We start from the raw sequence: 21,063 nt of genomic DNA, 5'->3' as shown, positions 1-21,063 counted from the left end.
GAGCTTCACCATGTCCATCCGCCGTTATGCGCTCGCCGCCTTGGCCAGTGCCGTTTTTGCCGGTTCCGCCATCGCCAAGGACTACGAACTGCTGAACGTGTCCTACGACCCGACCCGTGAGCTGTATCAGCAATACAATGCTGAATTCATCAAGCACTGGCAGCAGTCTCACCCGGACGACAAGGTGAAGATCCAGCAGTCCCATGGCGGCTCGGGCAAGCAGGGCCGCGCGGTAATCGACGGCTTGCGCGCCGACGTGGTGACCCTGGCCCTGGCGGGTGACATCGACGAGATCGCCAAGCTGGGCAAGACCTTGCCGGAGGACTGGCAGAAGCGCCTGCCGGACGCCAGCACCCCGTACACCTCGACCATCGTGTTTCTGGTGCGCAAGGGCAACCCGAAAGGTATCAAGGACTGGGGTGACCTGATCAAGAAGGACGTGTCGGTCATTACCCCCAACCCTAAAACTTCCGGCGGCGCTCGCTGGAACTTCCTCGCCGCTTGGGCCTACGGCCTGAAGCAAGGTGGCAGCGAAGCCAAAGCCAAGGAATACGTGCAGGAACTGTTCAAGCACGTGCCGGTTCTGGATACCGGTGCCCGTGGCTCGACCATCACGTTCGTCAACAACGGCCAGGGTGATGTTCTGCTGGCCTGGGAAAACGAAGCTTTCCTGGCGCTGAAGGAAGACGGCGGTACCGACAAGTTCGAAATCGTCGTGCCTTCGCTGTCGATCCTGGCCGAACCGCCTGTGGCGGTGGTCGACAAGAACGCTCAGAAGAAGGGTAATGAACAGATCGCCGAGGAGTACCTCAAGCACCTGTACAGCCCGGCTGGCCAGAGAATCGCTGCCGAGAACTTTTACCGCCCACGTGACGCTAAGGTCGCTGCCGAGTTCGGCAAGCAATTCCCGGAACTGGATCTTGTAACCATCGACAAGGATTTCGGTGGCTGGAAGGCAGCACAGCCCAAATTCTTCAATGATGGCGGGGTGTTCGACCAGATCTATCAGGCGCAGTAAACAGCCATGGAAAAGCGGGGCCGCCTTGCGGCCCTTTCGCGACACAAGGCCGCTCCTACAGGTAGAGCGTGGCCTGCGTCGCGTAAGGGCTGCGCAGCAGCCCCAGGATTCACAAGCCTGCACCCGCCTGGCACATCCGCCGGGCTTGGTGCGTTAAACCAGGGATCTTTATGTCACGTCGCATTTCCCCCGTCATACCCGGCTTCGGGCTGACACTGGGCTACACCTTGGTGTATCTCAGCCTGATCGTGCTGATACCGCTGGCCGCCATGTTCGTGCATGCCGCGCAGCTGACCTGGGAGCAGTTCTGGAACATCATCAGTGCGCCGCGTGTGATCGCCGCGCTCAAGCTGAGTTTCGGCACCGCCCTGTTCGCCGCCATCATCAACGGTGTCATCGGTACCCTGCTGGCTTGGGTGCTGGTGCGCTATACCTTCCCTGGGCGCAAGATCATCGATGCGATGATCGACCTGCCATTTGCTCTACCCACTGCCGTTGCGGGTATCGCCCTGACTGCGCTGTATGCCCCGGCAGGCTGGGTCGGTCAGTTCGCCACCGACCTGGGCTTCAAGGTCGCCTACACCCCACTGGGCATCACCCTGGCGCTGACCTTCGTCACTCTGCCGTTCGTGGTGCGTACCGTGCAACCAGTACTGGCGGACATCCCGCGGGAAGTCGAAGAGGCTGCTGCCTGCCTGGGCGCGAAACCACTGCAGGTGTTCCGGCACGTGCTTGCACCGGCCCTGCTGCCCGCCTGGCTCACAGGGTTTGCCCTGGCCTTTGCCCGTGGCGTGGGCGAGTACGGTTCGGTGATCTTCATTGCCGGCAATATGCCGATGAAGACCGAGATCCTGCCGCTGCTGATCATGGTCAAGCTCGACCAATACGACTACACCGGCGCGACTGCCATCGGCGTGCTGATGCTGGTGGTTTCCTTCATCCTGCTGCTGCTGATCAACCTGCTGCAGCGCCGCATCGAAACCCCTTGAAGGAGGCCGGCATGTCCAGTTCATCCCTGAGCACTACCGCCGCCGCCAATGCCGCACGTCGCGGCAGTGCCACGTCGCGGCGCATCCTGATCGGCCTTGGCTGGCTGGTGTTTGCACTGTTTCTGCTGCTGCCGCTGGTGATCGTGGTATCGCAGGCGCTGAAGAACGGTTTCGGTACCTTCTTCGAGGCGATCTTCGAGCCTGATGCCTTGTCGGCGCTGAAGCTGACGCTGCTCGCCGTCGTCATCTCGGTGCCGCTGAACCTGGTATTCGGCGTCAGCGCCGCCTGGTGCGTGAGCAAGTACACCTTCCGTGGCAAGAGCATCCTGGTCACCCTGATCGACCTGCCGTTCTCGGTATCGCCGGTGATCGCCGGCCTTGTCTACGTGCTGATGTTCGGCGCCCAAGGCTTTTTCGGGCCTTGGCTGCAGGACCACGATATCCAGATCGTCTTCGCTTTGCCGGGCATCGTGCTGGCGACCATCTTCGTCACCGTGCCCTTCGTTGCCCGTGAGCTGATCCCGCTGATGCAGGAGCAGGGTACCCAGGAAGAAGAGGCTGCGCGCCTGCTCGGTGCCAACGGCTGGCAGATGTTCTGGCACGTGACCCTGCCGAACATCAAGTGGGGCCTGATCTACGGTGTGGTGCTGTGTACTGCGCGGGCCATGGGCGAGTTCGGTGCGGTATCGGTGGTCTCGGGCCATATCCGTGGCGTCACCAATACTTTGCCGCTGCATGTGGAGATCCTCTACAACGAGTACAACCACGTCGCGGCCTTCAGTGTGGCCAGCCTGTTGCTGATCCTGGCGCTCTTCATCCTGCTGCTCAAGCAGTGGAGCGAGAACCGTATTAACCGCCTGCGCCATAGCGCAGCGGAGGAATAAGTCATGTCGATCGAAGTTCGTAACGTCAGCAAGCGCTTCAACAGCTTCCAGGCCCTGGACAACATCAACCTGGATATCCACAGCGGTGAGCTGGTGGCCCTGCTCGGCCCCTCTGGCTGTGGCAAGACCACCCTGCTGCGCATCATCGCCGGCCTGGAAACGCCGGATGACGGCAATATCGTGTTCCACGGCGAAGACGTATCCGGCCACGATGTACGCGATCGCAACGTTGGTTTCGTGTTCCAGCACTACGCGCTGTTCCGCCACATGAGCGTGTTCGACAACGTTGCCTTCGGCCTGCGCATGAAGCCCAAGGGCGAGCGCCCGAGCGAGAGCAAGATTGCCGAGAAGGTTCATGAACTGCTGAACATGGTGCAGCTGGACTGGCTGGCGGACCGCTACCCTGAACAGCTTTCCGGTGGCCAGCGCCAGCGTATCGCCCTGGCCCGCGCTTTGGCGGTGGAGCCCAAGGTGCTGCTGCTCGATGAGCCGTTCGGTGCCCTCGATGCCAAGGTGCGCAAGGAGTTGCGCCGCTGGCTGGCGCGTTTGCACGAGGACATCAACCTGACTTCGGTGTTCGTCACCCACGACCAGGAGGAGGCCATGGAAGTGGCCGATCGCATCGTGGTGATGAACAAGGGGGTGATCGAGCAGATCGGCTCCCCGGGGGAAGTGTATGAGAAGCCGGCCAACGACTTCGTCTACCACTTCCTCGGCGACTCCAACCGGCTGGCGTTGAGCGAGGGTCATCATGTGCTGTTCCGCCCGCACGAGGTGTCGTTGTCGCGCCATGAAACAGAAGGGCACCATGCCGCCGAGGTACGTGATATCCGCCCATTGGGCGCGACTACCCGGGTGACTTTGAAGGTGGAAGGGCAGAGCGAGCTGATCGAGGCCGAGGTGGTCAAGGATCACGACAGCCTGACCGGCCTGGCGCGAGGTGAGACGCTGTTCTTCAGGCCGAAGGTCTGGCAAAAGGTGGCGGATATCTGAGTTGCTATAGCGGGTGAAAAACCCGGGCAAGGTCCTGATGCCTGTCAGTTAAGCGATTTGGGGCTGCGTAGCAGCCCCAATAGAGCTAAACCGCTGGCAGATTGATTCCTTTTTTGGTTATTAATAAATATCTTCTTATTCCTTTACGAATATAACCCCCTCCCTATACTTACCTCCAAGTACGCAAATTCACAGGAGGCGTCCCCATGCGCAATGAGTCGATTCGCTACCTGATTGTGCCTGGTTGGCAAGGCTCGCCAGACAATCATTGGCAGAGTCACTGGCAGCGCACCTTGCCCAACAGCGCGCGGGTAGAGCAGCACGACTGGCTCACCCCACAGCGCCAGGACTGGGTGCAGGCGTTGGAGCAGGCAATCGCTGCTGAACGCTCGCCGGCGATTCTCATTGCCCACAGCCTGGGCTGCATCACGGTCGCCCATTGGGCTGCCCAGGCCAACCCGGCCTTGCTGCGGCGCGTACGCGGCGCGCTGTTGGTTGCCCCGGCAGATGTCGAGCGGCCGACCTGCTCGCCCGCCCTGCGCAACTTCGCGCCAATGCCGTTGCAGGCCCTGCCATTTCCCAGCCAGGTGGTCAGCTCCGACAACGACCCTGCCGTGAGCGTGCCGCGCGCGCTGTACCTGGCTCAGGCTTGGGGCGCAGAAGCGGGGTTGCTGACCAATGCAGGGCATATCAACGTCAAATCCGGGCATGAACGCTGGGAGCAGGGGTTTGCCTTCCTGTATCGCCTGCAAAGCCGTGTCGAACAGCGCGCGCTGCGTCGCGCCTGATCGGCCCTACTGTATATCGTTTGCCTGACGCCCGGCCCGCAGAGGTTTGGGCGGGAGTTAGTCATGACTTTTCAAAACCCGTTTGGCCAGCCGCTGCTGACCTTCCCTGAACTGGACAAGAGCCCACTTAGCATTCGTGCCAAGGCGCTGGTGTTCATCGACCCACGCTCGCAGCAGTTGCGCCAGGCGCTGGACCGCCTGGCACCACAAGCGCTGCCGGTGCTGATCCGCGGTGAGACTGGTACCGGCAAGGAGTTGCTGGCACGGCAAATCCATCGGGCCAGTGACCGTGGTGGGCTGTTCGTCTCGGTAAACTGCGCGGCCATCAGCCATACCTACGCCGATGCTGAGCTGTTCGGCTACAGCGCCGGCACCCATGGTGGGACCGCCAGCAGCCGGGCGGGCTGGTTCGGCTCGGCCAACGGCGGCACGCTGTACCTGGATGAAATCGCCGACTTGCCGTTGGCGATTCAGGGCAAGCTGCTGGCCGCGCTGGAAAACCGCGAAGTCATCCGCGTCGGCGCGCAGCAGCCACACACGGTGGACGTGCGCCTGGTGGCTGCGACCAGCATTGACCTGGCCCGGGTGGTCAAAGCTGGCAGGTTCAATGAACGCTTGTACCAGTACTTGCGTGAGGGCTCGCTGGAGCTGCCTCCGTTGCGTGAGCGCTGCGGCGATATCCTGCCGTTGGCTGAGTATTTCGTAGGTATCTACTGCGCACGCCTGCAGCGCCCTGTGCCGTTGATCAGCGAAGCGGCCCAGCAGGTGCTCGAAGCCCACGCGTGGCCCGGCAATACCCGCGAACTGGAGAACATCATCCACTTCGCCCTGCTGGTGAATGACAGTGAAGAGATCCAGCCAGAGGACCTCGACCTGCCGAACACCGCACGCTAGACGTCGCTCATAAGCAAAGTGGGTAATGGCAATTTGTTTTTGGAATAAGCAGCTAATTAAAAGATATTGTTGCGGAATAAAAAATCTCGGTATCTTGCGCCTCACGCCCGCTGATGAAACGGTTGGGCATCTGACTTTGCCATCACCGATGGCCCAGAAACAAAACAAGGACCACCATGAAGAAGACCCTGCTGACCACTGCCCTGGCCGCTGCCCTGTCGTTCTCCGGCCTGGCTGCCGCCGCCGAGAAACTGGTGGTTGCCGCGACCCCTGTGCCCCATGCCGAAATTCTGGAGCTGATCAAGCCGACCTTGGCCAAGGAAGGCGTGGACCTGCAGATCAAGGTCTTCACTGACTACGTACAGCCCAACGTACAGGTAGATCAGAAGCGCCTGGACGCCAACTACTTCCAGACGCTGCCTTACCTGAAGAGCTTCAACGAAGGTAAAGGCACCCATTTGGAAACCGTGATCGGCGTGCACGTCGAACCGTTCGGTGGCTACTCGAAGAAGATCAAGAACCTGTCCGAACTGAAGGACGGCGCCACCGTTGCCATTCCTAACGAAGGCAGCAACAGTGGCCGCGCCCTGATCTTGCTGCAGAAGGCTGGCCTGATCACCCTGAAAGATCCAAAAAACGCCCTGGCCACTCCGAAAGACATTGCCGAGAACCCGAAGAACCTGAAGTTCAAGGAGCTTGAGTCGGCCATGCTGGCGCGTGTACTGGACCAGGTCGACCTGGACATGATCAACACCAACTACGCGCTGGAAGCTGGCCTGAACCCGGCCAAGGATGCGTTGGTGATCGAGGGTAGCGACTCGCCGTACGTGAACTTCCTGGTGGCCCGCCCGGACAACAAGAACAGCGAGGCTATGCAGAAGCTGGCCAAGGCCCTGACCAGCCCTGAGGTCAAGGAATTCATCGCCAAGAAGTACAGCGGTGCGGTGCTGCCGGCGTTCTGATTCGCCTGCTTGACCCTTATGAAAAACGCCGACGCATTCGCGTCGGCGTTTTTTTGGGGGGGCACAACGCTCAGCGTTGGCTACCCAATGCCCGGCTCAATGCCAGCAGCCACAGCAGTTGTTCGTTGGAGTCAGTCGGGCAGGGGCTTTTCATCGTTATCGTCCTTGTAGTGTGATGGCCGTGCGGATCGCAGTCTGAAGCTGTTGGAGAAGCCGACCCGAAGAAAAGTTTCCATCACTCTGTGGGTACCAGACGCAAGGTAGTGTGGGCCGGTATCACCCCCATTTGGGCGCGCTGATACTGCCCCTCGATATAACCTTCAGCCTGATCCGAATAGTGCCGATCGAACGGCACACCACTCTGCCCGACCGGGTTGCTGGTCAACGCCTGCCCAGCGTCGGCGAAGTCGATCAATCGCCGCGTCGAAGGCCCATACGTCACCGGCCACGGCGCAGGCCCGATTTTCGCCGACAGGTTGTTGGGCACCTCATGGGTACCCGGCGCGGCAAACGGGCCGACGTTGAACAGCAGGTTCAACGGCTTTTTAACACCCAGTGGATGGTTGTGCGTCAGGGTATGCGCCTTGCCCCATTGCCAGCTGGCCGGGTCTTTGCCAAAGGTTGCGCGCAGGTGCCCGAGGGTTTGCTGCCAGGCGATGCGCACGATGGCGGTGCGGTCGGTACGTTGGTTGGCGCCGCGCGTGTTCCACCACGGTGATTGCGCGTCCGCCGCCAAGCGGGGCAGGGCAGAGTCGATGGTGCGGGTACTGATGAGCACCGGGAACCAGGTATCGCCCAGCTCGTCATGCAGCGCGGCATGTGCCAACTGGTAGAGAAACTGGTTGAACAGTGTGGCGCTGGTCGAGTCCAGCGGGTGATCTCCGCGCCAGGCGGCCAGTTGCTCGACCAGCTCCTTTTCCTCATCGCCCTGGGCGATGTCGCGCAGGGTCGCAAGCAGGGGCGCCAGGGTGCGTGGGCCATAGTCGTTGGCGGTGTCCAGTTGCAGCGCCTGGCTGTTCTGGGTATCCCACTTCACCTGCGGGTTGGCTAAGTGGCGCTCCAGCTGGCGGCCCCGGTCCGGCAAGTTGTAGTAGCCCGGTATCGGTACCGCCGCTGGCGGCTGGTGGTTCGCTGAAACGATGTAACCGCTGGCCGGGTTTTCCTGCTGTGGGTTGACGCTGAAAGGGTAGAAACCCAGCTTGTCGGCCTGGTGGCTCGCGCCATCGAGGATGAACGACGGGTTGACGCCATCCGGGCGGATCGGCAGTTGCGCCGCAGCCCACCAACCAATATCGCCACCTGCACTGGCCCAGACGAAGTTGAGCCCCGGCGCCTGAACCTTGGCCGCCGCCTCGCGCATCTTGGCAAGGGAGTCGGCACGGTTGAGCTGATAGAAGCCTTCGAGGATCGGATTCTCGGTTTCCAGGAAGGCCCACCACATCGCGATTGGCGTCGTGCCGGCGGTCGCGCCCAGAACGTCGTTGACGATCGGCCCGTGGGGTGAGCGGCGCAGGCTGATGCTGACCGGCTGCTCGCCTTTGACGGCGATTTTCTGCTCAGTCTTTTCCAGTGTTCGCCATTGGCCCTCGACCATCACCTGATCGCTGTTGGCCGGGTTGGTCTTTTCCGCTATCAGGTCGACATCGTCGTTCTGGAACATGGTCAGGCTCCAGCCGAAGTCGCGATTGTGACCGAGCAGCGCGAACGGGTTCAGCGCCTGGAAGTAGCCGTACAGGTTGAACCCTGGCGCCGACAGCTCGGCCTCGTACCAGACGGCCGGCACCGCGAAGCTGATGTGCGGGTCGCCGGCCAGCAGCGGCTTGCCGCTGCGGGTACGGCCGCCGGCCACTGCCCAGGCATTGCTGCCTTCGAATTGGGGAATGCCGGCATCGCCAAGGGCTTGGTGGCTGAGGCGGGCGAGGGTTTCAAGGCCCTGCCAGTCCTGCGCCGCCAGCGGGGTCCCCAGCGCGCCTTCAGGTTGCCAGTCGAGGTCGAAAATCTTCAGGTACTGCGGCCCGAGCTGGTCGCGGATGTAGGTCAAGGCAGGCTCGGTGCGGAACGCGGCGGCAAAACTGTAGGCCAGGTAGCCGGCAATGCTCAGGGTATCTTCAGCGGTGAACGGCCTGGGCGTTATGCCTATAAGGTCAAACTCCATGGGTTTGGGGTGGCTCGCCTGCCAGGCGTTGATGCCATCGAGGTAGGCTTGCAAGGCCTTCCACGCGGGGGATTGATGGTCCAGGCGCTGAACCATCAGCGCCGCCTGATCACGGATGCGCAGGCTGCGGAACAGGGTATCGGTGGGCAGCAGCTTGTCGCCCAGCACCTCGGCCAGTTCACCGCGGGCCAGGCGGCGCATGATTTCCATCTGGAACAATCGGTCCTGGGCATGCACGTAGCCGAGGGCGCGGTACAAGTCTGCTTCGTTCTGCGCCTGCAGGTGCGGCACGCCGCGGGTGTCATAGCGCACACTGACCGGGGCCTGCAGGCCGGCTACCGCTACCTCGCCGTCACGCTGCGGCAGTTTGCCGTGCACGTACCAGTAACCGGCACCGGCGGCCACGGCCACTACCACGGCCAAAAGGGTCAGGCTGCGCTTCATTGAAGCTCCTTGTGCATTCGAGCGGGAATTGTGGTCCGATCTTCGGCGGATTCGCGCAAAGAGCATAGCCCTCGACAGGAGTTTCCATGTCCCTCAGCGAAAAACAGAAAATGCTCAGCGGCCAGCCCTACCACGCCGGCTGCCCCGAACTACAGGCTGAGCAAATCGCCAGCAAGCACTGGATGCAGCGCTACAACACCAGCTTCGAGTTGCTTAACGAAGCCCGCAACGGCCTGCTTGCCGAGCACTTCGGCCATGTGGGCGAAGGCACGGTCATCCGCCCGCCGTTCTATTGCGACTACGGCTACAACATCAGTGTCGGCCGCAATACCTTCATGAATTTCAACTGCGTGATCCTGGACGTGCTGCCGGTACGTATCGGCGATGATTGCCAGGTTGGCCCGGCGGTGCAGATCTACACCGCCGATCACCCGCTCGACCCTGAACTGCGGCGTACCGGGCTGGAGAGCGGACGGCCGGTGACCATCGGCAACAATGTGTGGATCGGTGGTGCCGCAATCATCCTGCCTGGGGTGACCATTGGCGATAACGCAGTGGTTGGTGCGGGCAGTGTGGTGACCCGCGATGTGCCGGCAGGCGCGGTGGTGGTCGGTAACCCGGCGCGCGTGCGTCAGCCGGCCCAAGGGCAATAGCAGCCGACGGCCAGCGTGTTCGATGCGGTGACGTGGCGGCCATCGAGCAGGGCCTTGAGGATCGGCTCGATGAAGCTGTTGCTGGCGTTGCACACCGCGCCTTCGCTGTAGGGGCCGAAGTACGCGAGGTTGCCTTGGCGGTCCCAGATCGCTACGGCCGGAGAGGCGGGCAGGTTTTCGCTGCCCGGCAGGTGGGTGATGGGCTGCAGGTGGGTGAGGCTTACCGGCAGCTGGCCATGGCTGCCCGGCTTTTGCACAACGTGGAAGGCCACGCCCTTGTCTGCGAAATGGCTGACCAGGTCACCCAGGTGCTGCTGGTTGCCGACATTGCACGGGCAGGTCGGGTCCCAGAAGTGCACTACGCGAACCGGGCCGGGGCCGGCGAGCTCTGCGGGCAGGCGCAGCTGGCTGCCGTCGAACAGCGTGGTCTGGCTTTCGAACGGGCGCAGGTAGCGGGCCTGGAAACTGTCGTATGCCCACCAGAGCACGGCGGCGCATGACAGTAATGCAATGGCTGAAAATATCGGCTTGATCGTTCGAGTTTTCATGGCACATCCGCAGCCTTTGGAGGAGCGGTCTTGTTGATTGAAAAAGTGGCCAAGCTTGCCACGGCGCAGCCAAGAGCTGAATATCCCGGATCAATACTCGCTTCGCTGTGGATGTACCCGATGCCTGCCGCTTTTCACCCCGACCGCCTGCGCGTCAGCCTCGCGCCCCTGGGCAAACGCCAACCCTTGTCCGTTCAGGCGCAGGATTATCAGCGTTTCTACGGCCTGAACCTGCCGGCGCAGAGCTGGCTGGGCGGTTTTCAGGCAGCGGGTTTCGAGCTGGTGGGGCAGGTCTGGCTACCTTCGCAGCCCGTGGCGACAGTGTTTGTGCTGCATGGCTATTACGACCACATGGGCCTCTACCGCCACGTGATCGAATGGGCACTGAAACAGGGTTATGCAGTGATCAGCTGCGACCTGCCTGGCCATGGCCTGTCCAGTGGCGAGCGCGCCAGCATCACTGATTTCGCACTCTATCAGCAGGTGCTCGATGCCCTGTTCGAGCAGGCGCGCGGCCTTGCTTTACCGCACCCGTGGCACCTGTGCGGGCAAAGCACTGGCGGTGCCATCGCCGTCGATCATCTGTTGCATCAGGGGGTACAGAGCCCGGTTGATGGCCAGGTGATCCTGCTTGCGCCGCTCGTGCGCCCACGCGCCTGGCTGTGGTCGAAACTCAGTTATCGAGTGTTGCGCCACTTCGTCAATGGCATTGAGCGGCGCTTCAGCGAAAACAGCAACGACCCGACGTTCTTGCCGTTTCTGGAGGCCGACCCGCTGCAGCCTCGGCGCCTGCCGACAGCCTGGGTCGGCGCGCTGATGGCCTGGGTCAAGCGGATCGAGGCCGCGCCGTGCAGCCCGCGGCGGCCGTTGATCGTGCAGGGGCAGGCCGATGGCACAGTGGACTGGCCCTACAACCTCGAAGTGCTCAAGGCCAAGTTTGCCGAGCCACAGATCCTGCTGCTGCCCGAAGCCCGTCACCACCTGGCCAACGAACTGCCGGGCATCCGCCAGCGCTATTTCGACTTCATCGACCAGCGCTTGGGCTGATCACTTGAGGTTCGCGCCGCTCTGGCCGACTGCCAGGCCGGCGCGCACGGCTGCCACGGCGGCCTGGTAGTACGCTTTGCCTTGGGGGGACTCGGCGAAGGTGGCGAACTCTTCCAGCTCGGCGTCGGACAGGTCGCGGTAGACGTAAAGCAACGTATTGTTGAGGTCTTCGCCAATCTGGTTCATCAGCCGCTGGCGCTGGCCATCGAGCAGGCCCTGGGCCTGGCCACCGCCGAACAGGCCGGGGATCATCGAGCTGAGGCTGTCGGCCGCCACACCGGCTATCGCCAGGCTAACCTCGGCACCGGCTTCGCGGGCCGGAAGGGCCTGAGCCAGGTGCCCGATGATCAGCAGACGGTTGTCGCTGGCCTGAATTTTCGGCAAGCCCTTGGCGTGCTTGGCCAACTGGTCCTTGCGCGTGGCCAGCAGTTCGGCGGCGACGATCTTGCGCCCCAGCGGTGACTGGAAAAAGGCCAGCGCCGGCGCAGGGTCGGGCAGGGCGCTGCGCAATTGCGCCTGGGCACGGCGGTCCATGGCCTCGGCCTGGAAGCGCTGGTTGCTGTTACTGACCAGCGCCTGGTAAACCGCAGGCGGCAGGCTGTTGCGATAGCGCTGCTGGGCGGCGCTCACGGCATCATTGAAATGGGCGCGCTGGTCGGGCCAGCCGGCGGCCTTGTACAGCTGATCGAGGCTGTCTGCCCAGACCGGCATGGTGCAGATCATCAGCAGAATCAGGGAAAACAGACGGCGCATTCAGGACTCCTGTCGGCAGGTGGCTATTGTCCTTGGCTCGGCGCCGGTTTGTCGAGATAGCGGAGTGTTTCTCGGCCAAGTGGCGCTGTGCGAGTGCAGGGCTAATGGATATGATGCGCGCCATGCATATCTCCCCTGAACACCCGATGCTTGCGGCCGTCGTTGACGATCTGGCCACCCATGGCTGGTCGCAGCAGGCCCTTTTCCTGCCGGCCGAGCTGGTGCGTGCGCTTGCGGCCGAGTGTCGGCGCCGTGATGCCGAAGGCCAGCTCAACCCTGCCGGGGTGGGGCGCGGTGTGGCCCAGGAGGTGCGCGAGGCGATCCGTGGCGACCAGATCCAGTGGATCGACCCGGGGCAGGCCGAGGCTTGCGACAAATACCTGGAAGCCATGGACCAGCTGCGCCTGGCCATCAACCAGGGCCTGTTCCTGGGCCTTGAAGACTTCGAGTGTCACTTCGCCCTGTACCCGGCAGGTGCGTTCTACCGTCGCCACCTGGACCGTTTTCGCGACGACGACCGGCGCATGGTCTCGGCTGTGCTCTACCTCAACGAAGACTGGCAGCCGCAGGATGGTGGCCAGTTGCGCATGTTCCTGGCTGACGCTGTCGAGCATGACGTGCAGCCCGTGGCCGGCTGCCTGGTGGTGTTTCTGTCGGGTGAAGTACCTCACGAAGTCTTGCCAGCGGGGCGTGAGCGGCTTTCGTTGACGGGTTGGTTCCGGCGCCGTGGCAATGACCCGTTCTGACCCGCCCAAGGTACTGGTCAGCGCCTGCCTGCTGGGGCAGCCGGTGCGTTATGACGGGCGGGCCAGCGGCCATCCTGATCTGTTGCAGCGCTGGCAGGCTGAAGGGCGTGTGGTGCCGTTGTGCCCGGAGGTGGCCGGTGGCCTGCCCACACCGCGCCCGCCCGCGGAGATCCCGGGCGGGCAGGGTGGCGATGTGCTCGATGGGGCAGCGCAGGTGCTGACGGTGAAGGGCGAGGACGTAAGCGCGGCATTTCTTGCCGGTGCGCACCAGGCGCTGGCACTGGTGCGTCGGCATGGCATCCGGGTCGCGGTGCTCAAGGCGGGCAGCCCTTCGTGTGGCAACCGCTTGACCTACGATGGCACGTTCGCAGGGGTGAAGGTGCCGGGGCAAGGGGTTACCACTGCACTGCTGCAGCGGGAGGGGGTACTGGTGTTCAGTGAGCTGGAGCTGGAAGAGGCCCAGCGAGCGCTGGCTGGGCTGTCAGCGTAGTCTGGTGCTGGCCTTTCGCGGGGTTAGCCGCGTAAAGGCTGGTGCAGGCAATAAATGACTCACTGCCCGGTAGCCGTCTCCGGCACACCCTTGAACCACTTCTGCTCAAGCTCCGCTGTACGGCCGCTGTCCTTGAGGCGCTGCAGCGCGTTGTTCACCGCGCTCTCGAACGCCGGGTTGTCTTTCTGGAACGGGATGACCAGTTTCCTCTCGCCAAAAGGCTGGCTCAGATCAAACGGCGTATCGGCCTTGGGAGCATTGTCCGATGGGGTCAGGGTGATGTCGTATTTGCCACTTTCAACACCCGGCAGTATCTCGGCCACAGGCGTTTCAATGAACTCGACACGCAGGTCCAGTTGTTTGGCCAGCTCTTGGCCGAATTCGATTTCAAAGCCCGTCAGATGCTCGTTTTCCTTGAAGGCATACGGCGAGTTGTCGGCCTGTACGGCAATGCGCAGTTCGCCCCGGTCGGCGATTTCGTCTATCAGCTCGGCTTGAGCCAATGGCGTGATCAGTACTGCCAGCAGTACACCCATGGTCGAACGCATCTAATGCCCCTTTTCTTTGGCAAATGAATAACTGTCGCCACGACTTTCTTCCTCGTCGTGGTCGAGCGCAGCCTATGACCTTGAAGCCTTGGCGATGTTTAACCCTAACTGAATTTTTTCTCTTTGTGGGCTATGGTGAGCTTCCGCTGCCGTTCGTTTGCAGGTGGCGGTCAATGAGTGAATCACAGGAGAAGTGAATGAACAGCCTATTTTCGCGTGCTGCCGTAGCCGGTCTGCTGATGGGGGCCTCGGTACTGGCCAGCGCTGCGGATGCGCTGAAGAGCCAGGAGCCGCCCAAGGATGCCAAGGTCTTCATCGTTTCCCCCGCCGATGGCGCAACGGTCGACAAGACCTTTACCGTCAAGTTTGGCATCGAAGGCATGGGGCTCAAGCCTGCGGGTGACCAGACCCCGCACACGGGCCACCACCACCTGCTGGTAGATGTGGACAAGGAGCCTGCAGCCGATCAGCCACTGCCGACCAGCCTGATGCCGGAAGGCGGCGCGGCGTTGCCAGCCGGCCCGCAGGTGCTGCACTTCGGCAAGGCCCAGACCGAAACCACTCTTACCCTGACGCCGGGCAAGCATACCCTGCAGCTGGTACTGGGTGACCAGTATCACGTGCCGTTCAAGCCAAGCGTTGAGTCGAAGAAGATCACGGTTGAAGTGAAGTAAGCCGAGCCATCACGCAGCCCTTAAGCTGGCAAGTCGATCCCCACTCGCATCGTTGTGTGAGCTGGCTTGTTGGCGAAACAAAAAAGGGAGGCCACCAAGGCCTCCCTTTTTCATACCGCAATCAAGCTCAGAACAGTACGCGCGAGCGGATGGTGCCCTTGACGTGCTGCAGCTTCTCTTGCGCAAGGTCCGAGTACTCGGCGTCAACGTCGATTACCACGTAACCCACTTTCTCGTTGGTCTGCAGGAACTGACCGGAGATGTTGATACCGTTCTCGGCGAAGACTTTGTTGATCTCGCTGAGCACACCCGGAATGTTTTCGTGGATGTGCAGCAGGCGGTGCTTGCCCGGGTGTGCCGGCAGGGCGACTTCAGGGAAGTTGACCGACGATACCGAGGTGCCGTTGTCGCTGTACTTGACCAGTTTCTCGGCCACTTCCAGGCCGATGTTGGCCTGGGCCTCGGCGGTGGAGCCGCCGATGTGCGGGGTCAGGATCACGTTGTCCAGGCCGCGCAGCGGGCTTTCGAACTCTTCGTCGTTGGAGCGTGGCTCGACCGGGAACACGTCGATGGCGGCGCCGATCAGGTGCTTGTCCTTGATGGCTGCGGCCAGGTGGTCCAGTTCTACCACGGTGCCACGGGCGGCGTTGATCAGGATCGAGCCCTTCTTCATCGCGCGGATTTCTTTCTCACCGATCATCCACTGGGTGGATGGCAGCTCAGGCACGTGCAGCGAGACGATGTCGGCCAGGCCCAGCAGTTCGTGCAGGCTGGTGACTTGTACGGCGTTGCCCAGCGGCAGCTTGGTCAGCGGGTCGTAGAAGTAGACCTGCATGCCCAGGCTCTCGGCCAGTACCGACAGCTGGGTACCGATCGAGCCATAGCCGACGATGCCCAGCTTCTTGCCGCGGATTTCGAACGAGTTGGCCGCGCTCTTGATCCAGCCGCCACGGTGGCAGGAGGCGTTTTTCTCGGGGATGCCGCGCAACAGCAGGATGGCTTCGGCCAGTACCAGTTCCGCCACCGAACGGGTGTTGGAGTATGGCGCGTTGAACACGGCAATGCCGCGCTCGCGTGCAGCGTCCAGGTCGACCTGGTTGGTGCCGATGCAGAAGCAACCGACGGCGACCAGTTTCTTGGCACAGTCGAAGATCTCTTCGGTCAGCTGGGTACGCGAACGGATGCCGATGAAGTGGGCATCAGCGATCTTTTCCTTGAGTTCTGCTTCCGGCAGCGAGCCAGTGAGGTACTCGATGTTGGTGTACCCGGCGGCCTTGAGGGTATCCACCGCGTTCTGGTGCACACCTTCAAGAAGAAGGAACCTGATCTTGCTCTTGTCGAGAGAAGTCTTGCTCATCTGCGTAAACCTGTATCCCGGAGAAAAAATGGCGAGAAATGATGCTAGGCGCAGCGCGGGCCTTAGCACGAACAGCGGGGGCGCTATGCTAGCATACGCGACACAATCTGAGCTTATCCCGACAGGTGAAGAGTACTCAGGGTGACTATGAATAAGTCGAGAGTTCCGGCGATGACGCACCCCGCGGTAATTGATGAACTGATGACCTTGGTAGACCCTGGCAAGGTCCTGACCGATGCCGCTTCCCTGGAAGCGTACGGCAAGGATTGGACCAAGCATTTTCCGCCCGCGCCCACTGCCATCGTGTTCCCCAAAAGCGTCGAACAGGTTCAGGCCATCGTTGGCTGGGCCAATCGCCATCAGGTGGCGCTGGTGCCTTCCGGCGGTCGGACCGGGCTCTCCGCCGGTGCCGTGGCAGCCAATGGTGAAGTGGTAGTCGCCTTCGACTACATGAACCAGATTCTCGATTTCAATGCCTTCGACCGCACGGTGGTCTGCCAGCCAGGGGTCATCACTCGCCAGCTGCAGGCATTCGCCGAAGAACAGGGGCTTTATTACCCGGTGGATTTCGCCTCGAGTGGCTCCAGCCAGGTCGGCGGCAATATCGGCACAAACGCCGGCGGCATCAAGGTCATTCGCTACGGCATGACCCGTAACTGGGTTGCCGGCCTGAAAGTTGTCACTGGCAAGGGCGAGCTGCTCGAGCTGAACAAGGACCTCATCAAGAACGCCACGGGCTATGACCTGCGCCAGTTGTTCATCGGCGCCGAAGGTACCCTGGGCTTCGTGGTCGAGGCCACCATGCGCCTGGACCGCGCCCCGCGCAACCTCACTGCGATGGTGCTGGGCACGCCGGACTTCGATTCGATCATGCCGGTGTTGCATGCCTTCCAGGGCAAGCTTGACCTCACGGCATTCGAGTTCTTTTCCGACAAGGGCCTGGCCAAGATCATGGCACGTGGCGATGTGCCTGCGCCGTTCGCCACCGACTGCCCGTTCTATGCCCTGCTGGAGTTCGAGGCCAGCACCGAGGAGGTGGCCAACGATGCGCTGGCCACCTTCGAGCACTGCGTCGAGCAAGGCTGGGTAATAGACGGGGTGATGAGCCAGAGCGAAGCTCAACTGAAAAACCTGTGGAAGCTGCGCGAGTACCTGTCCGAAACCATCTCCCACTGGACGCCGTACAAGAACGACATTTCGGTCACGGTCTCCAAGGTGCCGGCGTTCCTGCGCGACATCGATGCCATCGTCAGCCAGCACTATCCCGACTATGAGGTGGTCTGGTACGGGCACATCGGCGACGGCAACCTGCACCTGAACATCCTCAAGCCCGAGTCCATGAGCAAAGACGATTTCTTCGCTTCATGCGCCAAGGTCAACAAGTGGGTGTTCGAGATCGTCCAGCGCTATAACGGCTCGATCTCCGCCGAGCACGGTGTGGGCATGACCAAGCGCGATTACCTTGGCTATAGCCGCTCACCACAGGAAATCGCCTGCATGAAGGCGATAAAGGCCGTCTTCGACCCTAATGGCATCATGAATCCGGGTAAGATCTTCGCTCCTGAATAAAAGCAGTAATCAAAGGAGTCGGCCATGAGTTACCAGCACCAGTACGTAGACGGCACCCGTATCCACTTCCCGCTGGGCAAGGTGGTGTGCGTTGGCCGCAACTATGCCGAGCACGCCAAGGAACTGGGCAATCCCATTCCGACCGAGCCGTTGCTGTTCATCAAGCCGGGCAGTTGCGTGGTGCCGCTGGAGGGTGGTTTCAAGATTCCTACCGACCGTGGTTCGGTGCATTACGAAGCCGAAATCGCGGTGTTGCTGGGCAAGCCGCTGTCGGCACATCCATCTGAAGAGGAAGTGCTGGATGCCATCTCCGGCTTTGCCCCGGCGCTGGACCTGACCCTGCGTGACGTGCAGGCCAAGCTCAAGGAAAAGGGCATGCCGTGGGAGACCTGCAAGAGCTTCGACGGTGCCTGCGTACTGCCGCCTTTCGTCGCTGCCGGCACGTTCGAAGACCTGGCCGACATCCCGGTGCGCCTGACCATCAATGGTGACGTTCGCCAGGACGGTAACAGCGCGATGATGCTCAACCCGATCGTGCCGATCATTCAGCACATGGCCTCGCACTTTTCGCTGCTGCCGGGGGATGTGATCCTGACCGGTACCCCGGCTGGCGTCGGCCCCTTCGAAGTGGGTGATGAGCTGGTGCTGGAGTTGCCGGGCGTGAGCCGCTTCGAAAGCCGGGTACTCTGAGCAGAGACTGTGTCGCCCGCGAAGCGGGCGACGCGATTTACCGTTTTTTTCACAACCTATCTGGATAATGCGCGAATCTCCGCCTATTTACCCAGGAATACTCTGTATGGCCCTGTCTTCCAGCGCTCCCGTATCCACCAAGCGTCGCTTCTACCTGCGCTGGCCGTTCGGCCTGGCTGTGGCTGCGGTGATCGGCTATGGCGTGGCCGTGGCGATGCACTGGGATGACCGTGGCCGACTGTGGGTCCAGGAAGGCTTCGAGAGCAGCGCCGAGCGCAGCGAAAGCGTCTGGTTGCCGGACTATAAGGTCGATATCGATGCCAAGCCTATGCCGGGCATGGAAGATGATGAAGCCTCGGACGTAGCATTCAATCCGCATACCCGCACGTTGTTTGTGGTCATGGGCAAGAACCCGTTCCTGGTCGAGCTGAGCCTGGATGGTGATGTGCTGAGGCAGATCCCCTTGCAGGGGTGGAACAACCCCGAAGGGGTTGCCGTGCTGGAGGATGGCCGCTTGGCCATTACCGATGAACGTCTGCACGACCTGACCGTGGTCAAGGTGGACGCACAAACCAAGTCGCTGAACCATGCAGATTTTCAGAGCCACGACCTGGGCGAGTCGGTGAAAAGCAACAAGGGCTTCGAGGCCGTGGCATGGGACCCGATGCGCCAGCGTCTGGTGATCGGCGAGGAGCGGCCGCCAAAGCTGTATACCTGGAGCACCGATGGGCGCAGCCCGCTCAAAGGAGACAAGCAGCCGCTGGCCAGCAACGAACTCGACCTGCGCAACCTCTCAGGCTTGGGTGTCGACCCGCGTACGGGCCATCTGTTGGTGCTGTCGGCGGACTCCAACATGCTGCTGGAGCTCGACGAGCAAGGTCAGCAGGTGAGTTTCATGACCTTGCTGGGCGGTTTCAACGGCCTCAAGGACACCATTCCGCGTGCTGAAGGGGTGGCGATGGACGATCAGGGCAACCTGTACATGGTCAGTGAGCCGGCGCTGTTCTATCGATTCAAGAAAAACTGACGGCCATTTCAGATTTTTCGCATGCTGGCATTAAGCTTTACTTCAGTTGTTCGTGGTTAGATTCGTCATCCTCAAACCGAGTCTGCCCTATGCGTCGCTATGTTCGTCTGCCCCTGGTCCTGGCTGTCATTGGCCTGCTCGCCGTGCTCTTGCTGGGCGTGGCGGAGCAGCAGTTCCGTTTGCTCGAGCGTGGCTGGTTCAACTTCAAGACCTGGTGGCAGCCCGCTGAGCAAAGCATGGGCCTGGATCGCTATCGGGTAGTGACCGAGGCGCAGCCTATAGACGGGCTGGACGATGATGTTTCGGCACTGACTTACGACCCCGACCGCAAGACCCTGTTCACGGTGACCAACAAGCGGTCCGAACTGATCGAGTTGTCCCTCGACGGTCGTATCCTGCGGCGGGTGCCGTTGACCGGTTTCGGCGACCCCGAGGCGGTCGAATACGTAGGGCCCAACAGTTACGTGATCACCGATGAGCGCCAGCAACGGCTGATTCGCGTGCGCCTTGAGGACGACACGATGTTCCTGGATGCCCACGATGCCGAGCAGTTGAGCCTTGGTATCGGCCTGAACGGCAACAAGGGGTTCGAGGGGCTTGCCTACGACTCGGCGGGCAAACGCCTGTTCGTGGCCAAGGAGCGAGACCCGATGGTGATCTACGAAATTCACGGGTTTCCCCATGAAAACCCGGAGCAGCCCTATGCAGTGCATGTGGTGCAGGACCGCAAGCGCGATGCGCGGCTGTTCGTCAGGGATCTGTCGAGCCTGCAGTTCGACGAGCGCAGCGGGCATCTGCTGGCACTGTCGGATGAATCACGCCTGGTGCTGGAGTTGGATGTGAAAGGTAAACCGTTGAGCACGCTGTCGCTGCGCAAGGGGTACCAGGGGCTCAAGCAGACGGTGCCGCAGGCGGAGGGGATTGCCATGGATGAAGCGGGGACCATTTATCTGGTCAGTGAGCCGAACCTGTTCTATGTGTTCAAACAGCCCACGGATTGACTGGGCTTTTGAGCGTAATTGCCGGCAGGCCGCCTCCCACGCGGTCACCACTGCTGTGGATTGCCTGGGGGAGCCAGCTTGCCGGCAATGGCATCACTCGGCTTTCAGGCTCTTCACGCCTTCCGGGGTGCCCAGCAACAGCAAGTCTGCCGGCCGTGCGGCAAACAGGCCATTGGTCACCACGCCGACGATCGCATTGATCTGCGCTTCCAGCTCTACGGGGTTGGTGATCTGCAGGTTGTACACATCCAGGATCACGTTGCCGTTATCGGTGACCACACCCTCACGGTACACCGGGTCGCCACCCAGCTTGACCAGTTGGCGCGCCACGTGGCTGCGGGCCATCGGGATCACTTCGACCGGCAGCGGGAAGGCGCCCAGCACCGGCACCAGCTTGCTGGCATCGGCGATGCAGATGAAGGTCTTGGCCACTGCCGCGACGATTTTTTCGCGCGTCAGTGCCGCGCCACCGCCTTTGATCAGGTTCAGGTGTGCATCGCTCTCGTCGGCGCCGTCGACATAGAACTCCAGCTCGCTGACGCTGTTCAGCTCATAGACCGGGATGCCATGGCCCTTCAGACGCTGTGCCGTGGCCTCGGAGCTGGCGACCGCGCCGTCGAAGGCAGTCTTGTGCTGGGCCAGGGCGTCAATGAAGAAGTTGGCAGTCGAACCGGTGCCGACGCCGACGACGCTCTTTTCATCCAGCTTGGGCAGAATGAAGTCGACAGCGGCCTGGGCGACGGCCTGTTTGAGTTGGTCCTGGGTCATGCGGGCTCCGGAAAGGGGCAGGGCGGTAATGAAAGGAGGCTAGTATAACGGCTCGGGCGGCTTTG

General features: G+C 61.7%; 22 protein-coding genes. 16 read left to right on the top strand and 6 right to left on the bottom strand.

All coding sequences use genetic code 11. The features are described 5' to 3' along the window. Positions 1–10 precede the first annotated feature (10 nt). The 7 genes from NGJ21_RS10945 to NGJ21_RS10915 all read left to right on the top strand — a co-directional run bounded on the left by NGJ21_RS10945 (position 11) and on the right by NGJ21_RS10915 (position 6,528). Positions 11–1,018: a sulfate ABC transporter substrate-binding protein gene (locus NGJ21_RS10945; RefSeq protein WP_251962101.1), complete on the top strand. Its 1,008-nt coding sequence runs from the start codon at positions 11–13 to the stop codon at positions 1,016–1,018. A gap of 170 nt (positions 1,019–1,188) precedes the next feature. After that, positions 1,189–2,007, top strand: a complete 819-nt coding sequence (cysT, locus tag NGJ21_RS10940; protein ID WP_251962100.1) for a sulfate ABC transporter permease subunit CysT — start codon at positions 1,189–1,191, stop codon at positions 2,005–2,007. A gap of 11 nt (positions 2,008–2,018) precedes the next feature. Further along, complete coding sequence (cysW, locus tag NGJ21_RS10935) at positions 2,019–2,891, top strand: sulfate ABC transporter permease subunit CysW (protein ID WP_237859766.1); 873 nt, start codon at positions 2,019–2,021, stop codon at positions 2,889–2,891. A 3-nt stretch (positions 2,892–2,894) separates the two neighbouring features. Continuing rightward, a complete protein-coding gene (locus NGJ21_RS10930; RefSeq protein ID WP_012312241.1) occupies positions 2,895–3,884 on the top strand; it encodes a sulfate/molybdate ABC transporter ATP-binding protein in 990 nt (329 codons plus the stop codon). A 206-nt stretch (positions 3,885–4,090) separates the two neighbouring features. Continuing rightward, positions 4,091–4,672: an alpha/beta hydrolase gene (locus NGJ21_RS10925; protein ID WP_251962099.1), complete on the top strand. Its 582-nt coding sequence runs from the start codon at positions 4,091–4,093 to the stop codon at positions 4,670–4,672. A gap of 63 nt (positions 4,673–4,735) precedes the next feature. Further along, positions 4,736–5,566: a sigma 54-interacting transcriptional regulator gene (locus tag NGJ21_RS10920; protein ID WP_119688099.1), complete on the top strand. Its 831-nt coding sequence runs from the start codon at positions 4,736–4,738 to the stop codon at positions 5,564–5,566. Between the two features lie 176 nt (positions 5,567–5,742). Then, positions 5,743–6,528, top strand: coding sequence for a MetQ/NlpA family ABC transporter substrate-binding protein (locus NGJ21_RS10915; protein WP_046786990.1), 786 nt, complete (start codon positions 5,743–5,745; stop codon positions 6,526–6,528). Between the two features lie 235 nt (positions 6,529–6,763). Here NGJ21_RS10915 and NGJ21_RS10910 read toward each other — a convergent pair whose 3' ends face one another. Beyond that, positions 6,764–9,127, bottom strand: coding sequence for a penicillin acylase family protein (locus NGJ21_RS10910; protein WP_251962098.1), 2,364 nt, complete (start codon positions 9,125–9,127; stop codon positions 6,764–6,766). Between the two features lie 86 nt (positions 9,128–9,213). Here NGJ21_RS10910 and NGJ21_RS10905 point away from each other — a divergent pair, with 86 nt between their 5' ends. Next, a complete protein-coding gene (locus NGJ21_RS10905; protein WP_115273336.1) occupies positions 9,214–9,780 on the top strand; it encodes a sugar O-acetyltransferase in 567 nt (188 codons plus the stop codon). Here NGJ21_RS10905 and NGJ21_RS10900 read toward each other — a convergent pair. Continuing rightward, positions 9,759–10,328, bottom strand: a complete 570-nt coding sequence (locus tag NGJ21_RS10900; RefSeq protein ID WP_251962097.1) for a DUF6436 domain-containing protein — start codon at positions 10,326–10,328, stop codon at positions 9,759–9,761. The genes NGJ21_RS10905 and NGJ21_RS10900 overlap by 22 nt on opposite strands. A 120-nt stretch (positions 10,329–10,448) precedes the next feature. Between NGJ21_RS10900 and bipL the strand changes: the two genes are divergently transcribed. Then, the gene (gene bipL / locus NGJ21_RS10895) at positions 10,449–11,375 is read left to right on the top strand and encodes a phospholipase BipL (RefSeq protein ID WP_174141039.1); all 927 of its coding nucleotides are present in this window, start codon (positions 10,449–10,451) and stop codon (positions 11,373–11,375) included. Here the strand turns inward: bipL and NGJ21_RS10890 are convergent, their stop codons facing one another. Then, a complete protein-coding gene (locus NGJ21_RS10890; protein WP_046786995.1) occupies positions 11,376–12,128 on the bottom strand; it encodes a DUF2059 domain-containing protein in 753 nt (250 codons plus the stop codon). A gap of 113 nt (positions 12,129–12,241) precedes the next feature. On the opposite strand from NGJ21_RS10890, the gene NGJ21_RS10885 reads away from it, so the two are divergent. Together NGJ21_RS10885 and NGJ21_RS10880 are read left to right on the top strand one after the other, a co-directional pair. Next, positions 12,242–12,874 (top strand): 2OG-Fe(II) oxygenase, encoded by a 633-nt coding sequence (locus tag NGJ21_RS10885; RefSeq protein WP_046787080.1) that lies wholly within the window; start codon positions 12,242–12,244, stop codon positions 12,872–12,874. Further along, a complete protein-coding gene (locus NGJ21_RS10880; protein ID WP_046786996.1) occupies positions 12,861–13,364 on the top strand; it encodes a 2-thiouracil desulfurase family protein in 504 nt (167 codons plus the stop codon). The genes NGJ21_RS10885 and NGJ21_RS10880 overlap by 14 nt, the downstream gene beginning before the upstream one ends. Positions 13,365–13,423: 59 nt before the next feature. On the opposite strand, the gene NGJ21_RS10875 is transcribed toward NGJ21_RS10880, so the two are convergent. Continuing rightward, positions 13,424–13,912 (bottom strand): substrate-binding periplasmic protein, encoded by a 489-nt coding sequence (locus NGJ21_RS10875; RefSeq protein WP_046786997.1) that lies wholly within the window; start codon positions 13,910–13,912, stop codon positions 13,424–13,426. A gap of 197 nt (positions 13,913–14,109) precedes the next feature. Between NGJ21_RS10875 and NGJ21_RS10870 the strand changes: the two genes are divergently transcribed. Beyond that, positions 14,110–14,586, top strand: a complete 477-nt coding sequence (locus NGJ21_RS10870) for a DUF4399 domain-containing protein (protein WP_046786998.1) — start codon at positions 14,110–14,112, stop codon at positions 14,584–14,586. A 127-nt stretch (positions 14,587–14,713) separates the two neighbouring features. Here NGJ21_RS10870 and serA read toward each other — a convergent pair whose 3' ends face one another. Continuing rightward, on the bottom strand, positions 14,714–15,943 hold the full coding sequence (gene serA, locus NGJ21_RS10865; protein ID WP_039602651.1) for a phosphoglycerate dehydrogenase: 1,230 nt from the start codon (positions 15,941–15,943) through the stop codon (positions 14,714–14,716). A gap of 171 nt (positions 15,944–16,114) precedes the next feature. On the opposite strand from serA, the gene NGJ21_RS10860 reads away from it, so the two are divergent. The 4 genes from NGJ21_RS10860 (at position 16,115) to NGJ21_RS10845 (ending at position 20,230) form a co-directional block, all read left to right on the top strand. Then, positions 16,115–17,512, top strand: a complete 1,398-nt coding sequence (locus NGJ21_RS10860) for a D-2-hydroxyglutarate dehydrogenase (protein WP_251962096.1) — start codon at positions 16,115–16,117, stop codon at positions 17,510–17,512. Positions 17,513–17,536: 24 nt separating this feature from the next. Then, positions 17,537–18,202, top strand: a complete 666-nt coding sequence (locus tag NGJ21_RS10855; RefSeq protein WP_012312259.1) for a fumarylacetoacetate hydrolase family protein — start codon at positions 17,537–17,539, stop codon at positions 18,200–18,202. A gap of 106 nt (positions 18,203–18,308) precedes the next feature. Further along, a complete protein-coding gene (locus tag NGJ21_RS10850) occupies positions 18,309–19,229 on the top strand; it encodes an SdiA-regulated domain-containing protein (protein WP_046787000.1) in 921 nt (306 codons plus the stop codon). Between the two features lie 89 nt (positions 19,230–19,318). Then, on the top strand, positions 19,319–20,230 hold the full coding sequence (locus tag NGJ21_RS10845; RefSeq protein ID WP_119688105.1) for an SdiA-regulated domain-containing protein: 912 nt from the start codon (positions 19,319–19,321) through the stop codon (positions 20,228–20,230). Between the two features lie 93 nt (positions 20,231–20,323). Here NGJ21_RS10845 and rpiA read toward each other — a convergent pair whose 3' ends face one another. Beyond that, positions 20,324–20,998: a ribose-5-phosphate isomerase RpiA gene (gene rpiA, locus NGJ21_RS10840; protein ID WP_012312262.1), complete on the bottom strand. Its 675-nt coding sequence runs from the start codon at positions 20,996–20,998 to the stop codon at positions 20,324–20,326. Between the last annotated feature and the right edge of the window lie 65 nt (positions 20,999–21,063).

The organism is Pseudomonas sp. Marseille-Q5299, from assembly GCF_943737035.1.
GTDB classification, from domain to species: domain Bacteria; phylum Pseudomonadota; class Gammaproteobacteria; order Pseudomonadales; family Pseudomonadaceae; genus Aquipseudomonas; species Aquipseudomonas putida_E.
The sequence above is the reverse complement of the archived record's forward strand: the minus strand, read 5'-3'. Positions and strand labels throughout refer to the sequence as shown.